The 4,526-nt window shown below is 61.2% G+C and carries 4 protein-coding genes and 1 pseudogene; all 5 read left to right on the top strand.

Annotated features, from left to right (window positions below):
* A pseudogene (locus ABX749_RS23275) lies at positions 1-510 on the top strand (hypothetical protein); the annotation flags it as partial.
* Between the two features lie 247 nt (positions 511-757).
* Positions 758-1,258, top strand: coding sequence for a Tfp pilus assembly protein FimT/FimU (locus tag ABX749_RS23270; protein WP_372898099.1), 501 nt, complete (start codon positions 758-760; stop codon positions 1,256-1,258).
* A gap of 7 nt (positions 1,259-1,265) precedes the next feature.
* Positions 1,266-2,456 carry a prepilin-type N-terminal cleavage/methylation domain-containing protein gene (locus ABX749_RS23265; protein ID WP_372898098.1) on the top strand — a complete coding sequence of 397 codons (1,191 nt, stop codon included), beginning with the start codon at positions 1,266-1,268 and terminating at the stop codon, positions 2,454-2,456.
* Positions 2,449-3,096, top strand: a complete 648-nt coding sequence (locus tag ABX749_RS23260; RefSeq protein ID WP_372898097.1) for a hypothetical protein — start codon at positions 2,449-2,451, stop codon at positions 3,094-3,096. The genes ABX749_RS23265 and ABX749_RS23260 overlap by 8 nt, the downstream gene beginning before the upstream one ends.
* A gap of 12 nt (positions 3,097-3,108) precedes the next feature.
* A complete protein-coding gene (locus ABX749_RS23255; protein ID WP_372898096.1) occupies positions 3,109-4,452 on the top strand; it encodes a hypothetical protein in 1,344 nt (447 codons plus the stop codon).
* Positions 4,453-4,526: the final 74 nt, after the last annotated feature.

The raw sequence follows: 4,526 nt of genomic DNA, 5'->3' as shown, positions 1-4,526 counted from the left end.
GACGAGGAACCGGCCGAAGAAGTCTATGCCGAGGTCGAAGCGCAGGAACCGGAACAGCCCGTCGCAGTTGAACCCCAGCCTGAACCCGAGCCGGTTGCCCAACCCGAACCCGTCGTGGCAGAAGAGCCGCCAACCCAACCTCAACCAGCAGCCAAGCCCCAACCGGTGGCCAAAGCCGTCGAGAAACCCCGTCCGCCCGTCGAGCGCAAGCCCAAACCCGTGGTCAAGAAGGTTTACATCGAGGACGAGCCAGACGAGTACGAGGATGACGACAGCGAGATCGACGAACGGCCGGTCGCTCCCTCACCCTCGATCGGTTGGGCGTGGTTCCAGCGTGAACCGGCCGACGGACGCATCAGCACCGAGGAGCGTGCCGCCGAAACGCTGCGTGCCGCCCACCGCGCCGTCAACGCCGAGCTGTTTGAAGGCGAAGCGGCTCAGGAAGACATTCCCGAGGAAGTGTGGAACCGTAACGATGCCTGGTGGGACGGCAGCCGCGTGACGACCTAACCGGACCGTCAGCCGCGGGCGACTCACCCGCGCGGCGGATCGTTTGCAACGATCAGTCGGATCGTCGCAATCATCCGGGGGAGTCCCCGGGTAAACAAAGCGGAGTTGTGGGACAAGAAACCGGTCGGTGGCGTCAGTCGCTGACGTAGGTTTTTCTATCCGTCGGGGCCGGTCCGGTCGCCGATCGGTCGATCCCGCTTTCGTTTCCGCCTGCCCTCCGCTTTTGATGCATCGCTCTCGACGTGCAATGACGTTCGTTGAACTGACCGTGGTCGTCACGATCATGGGGCTGTTGGCGGTGCTTGGGGTGCCGCGTTTCGCCAGGGCACTGCACGCACGCAACGCCCGCCACGCGGCGATCCAGTTGGCCAGTTATGTCGACTACGTTCGCAACACCGCGATCAATGAAGGCCGATCGACAACGCTTTCAGTCGACGCGACCGGCGATCGGTTTTGGAGTCCCGATGTGGAGTTCCCCGACCAGGCCGGGGTGCCACTGTCGGTATTGATCAAAGATCGGTTCGACGCCAGCTTGGAAATCAAGGCATCGTTTGATTCGGCGACCTCGGTCAGCTTTGACCTGGAAGGCACCCCCAACGTCGGCGGAACTCCGCTCAGCAACGGTGTCATCACCATCGGCACACGGGCGATCGCTTACGAGATACACATCGCTGTGGGGCCGGGAAGTGCAACCATCACGGAGGTCGACGATTCCGACGTGGATGTGTTTTCGAGCACCATTGAGTAGCGTACCGGTGAGACACCAATCAACTCAGTCGCAAGCGATGTCGCCGATCAACCCGGCGTCCAGCATGACAGAGCACCGCGCCGGGCGAGCGGTCGCTCGGGCCGGCGCGCGTCTGCGGCCCCTCTCCGGATCGAGCCGACCGGATCACGATCGGGGCGGATACACGCTGATCGAAATGATTGCCGCGATGGCGGCGGCAAGTCTACTGATGCTCGGTCTGGCCACGTCCGTCGTGATTTCGACTTCGTTGGTCGAGCCCAATGATGAAGATGGCGATCGGAGCCGGGATCGCGTGATCACGGATCGACTGCAACACGACCTGCGTTACGCGACGAACATCGACAGCACGAGCGGGTACGGTGTTTCCATCGAACGACCGGACTTGTCGAACCAACCCCAGTCGCTGCAATACGAAGCGTACATGGACGGCTTGATGCGCAACGTCAGCGGGGGCGCGAGCACGCAACTCGATCCGCTGGCCCCCACGGTCAATCACTACGTCGACGGGTACACCGCACCGACGTCCAACCTGAATACGTTGCGTCCGCGGATTCGCGACGTTTCGACAGCCGTGACCAGCGGAGGATCGGCTTCGTCGCTGGCAATCCAGATTCCCGACGGCGCGCGGCCCGGTGATTTATTGCTGCTGGTCGTGTCGTCTCGAAATGCATTCTTCGTCAACACGTCGCCAAGTGGCTGGCAGCAATTGGATTTTTCCTACAACGCCGGGATCCTGCTGGACGTGCACGGCCAATGGATGAGCACGTCAACACCGGACACCTACTTGCTGAGTTTCTTTTGGGGCGGCGACGTGGTGGCGGCCGTGCTCGCCATCGAACACGCCAACGGATCCTGGCCCTTCGGATGGTCCGGGTCCAGCTTCGGCACCTCTATCAACGGAAGCACGTCGACCTATCCCCGGCCGCTCGAAAACACCGACACGATTGGTGAGCGGACGTTGAACTTGCAATTCATCGCTTCGACCGGTGCGCCATCGCCCCAAACATCCTTAGGCATCGCGTCGTTCAGCGAGTGTGTCAATGAAGTCGGCTCGCCGGGCACAAGCGGTGAGTGCAGCCTGGGCATCGCCTTTCGCACCGGACCGATGCCACCCATGGCGATCACGCCGCACGTGCTCCATCAGCAATCGTCAAGCTGGACCACGATCGCGATCGAGGTGGAGGGAGAAAGTGAGTAGACCACAAGTGGTGAACAACGGACGTCGCGGTGCCCGCCGAATCGGTTTGTCGATGCTGGAAGTCATCGTCTCGCTGACCCTGGTCGCGACGATCATGCTGGTTTCGCTCAACGCGTCGGCCAACATGATGCGAAACCGAGTCGCCGCCGGACAAGCCGTCCAAGGCCAGCTCTTGGCGGGCTATTATCTCGATGAGATCTCGTGCCTGGATTTCCGCGAGGCTTCTGACGACGCCGTGTTCGGTCCCGAACCCGGTGAATCGGCTTCGAACCGATCCTCGTTTGATGACGTCGACGACTTCGCGGGGTTTCACCAAGACACTCCGACGTTCCGCGATGGCGGCGCAATCCCTGATTTTGACGCGTGGACGGTTGACGTCAGCGTGATCCCGCTGAGCAGTCTCGGCAGCGGTTTTCAAATCGTCGCGGATGCCAATTCGCAGTTTCGCTTGGTGGCCGTCACTGTGACCGGCCCGGATGCATCGTCGCAAACGTACCGGATGGTCAAGTCGATCACGCCGTCGGACCGACCGGCGACGCAATCCTTTGAACGGCTGCGACGGGTCGAACTTCGATTCCCCGGTGACCGGCGGCTGAACGTCGTCGTGCCGCTTCGCAACACTCCGGCGCCCCTGTACTAGGACCCGCAATCGATGAATGCCGTTGCAAATGACCGATGCGGTCGACCGATCCCCCGCAGCGCCCGTCATACCCGACGACGTCGACGTGACGCTCGGGGTGGCTACTTGTATGTCGCCGTGTTGTTCACCGCGTTGATCGTGGCCGGCGCGGTAGCGACCGCGCTGTCGTTGGACACCACGCGGATCAAGTCACACAGCGCGGCAATGGACCGAGAATCCGCGATTCGATTGGCCGAGTCGGAACTGCATCGTGTCTCCATCCAGCTGTCCACCGATCCCAATTGGAGAGCGGACCTGACCAACGCGGCCGTGTCGGCTTGGATCAACTACGGCGCCATGGCCGGAGCCGCCAACGCGGCGACTCGCTTCAGCGTCCGCGACGATGATGGCGATCTTTCCGATGAACTGTTTGATGACCTCCAGGTGATCGCGCACGCCAGATTCGGCTCCGCCCAAGCCGCCGTTTCGGTGGAATTGGAAACCGGGTTCGCGCCCTTGGATTGGCTCCGTTACGGAGTCACCACGTTTGATGACCTGGAGTGCCATGACGGCGCGACGCTCGTCAGTGAACGACCCGTTCAAGTCTTCGACGATTGCCGGACCAATTCGATCGGCTACCTGACCACCGCGACCTTGGAATGCTCGGGAACGATCGGATTTCCCGTTCGCGGTGACATCGCCGTCAGCTCCGTTGCCGCCCCGGTGTTTGACGTCGTCACACGCTACCAGCAGAACGGAACCGAAATCCCCTACGCCGCCTTGTCGACCTATGACGGCGTTCGGGCGATCGCATTATCGGTACTCTCCGCGAATTCCAATCCCTACGGCGAGACCGATCCCAATGGAATCTATTGGATCGACGCGGAAGGACAGGACGTTCGAATTGTCAATGCGCGACTCGTCGCCACATTGGCGATTCGCAATGCCAATCGCGTTTTTTTAAACGGCGCGTTGGCTTGGGAAGCCCCCGGCGATTCGGGCGCCATCTTGGTCACCGACGCAGAGATTCAATTCGATGCGATCGAGCCGACGTTGGATGAAACCACACTCGGTGCAAACTTCAATCCACCTGCGACGCCCTACCGGGGTTTCGATGCCAACCTGACGTTTAGCGATCGAATTCCCACCGAGTTTCGCGGCATCGTTTACACCACCGACAATCTGCTGGTCAGACCCACCGCCGACGGCGCTCCCCTGACACTCACCGGATTGCTCCTCTGTCGCGACCTGAAACTCTACCACAACCTGTTCGTTCGGTCTTACGACGAAGTGCTGACTCACGTGCCATTCGGATTCGCCGATCCCCAACCGCTGCGATTCAAATCCGGAACCTTCCGCCGCGTCGACACCCTGTGACATAGCGCAGACGTATCGCGCAGGCCTAGTAGTCTATCGCAGCGCAATGTTCGCGTAGTGGACGAGGCGACGAG

It is taken from the genome of Stieleria sp., assembly GCF_041595215.1.
Classification (GTDB): Bacteria; Planctomycetota; Planctomycetia; order Pirellulales; family Pirellulaceae; genus Stieleria; species Stieleria magnilauensis.
Note: the sequence above shows the minus strand (reverse complement) of the source record. Positions and strands in the feature narration are given on the sequence as shown.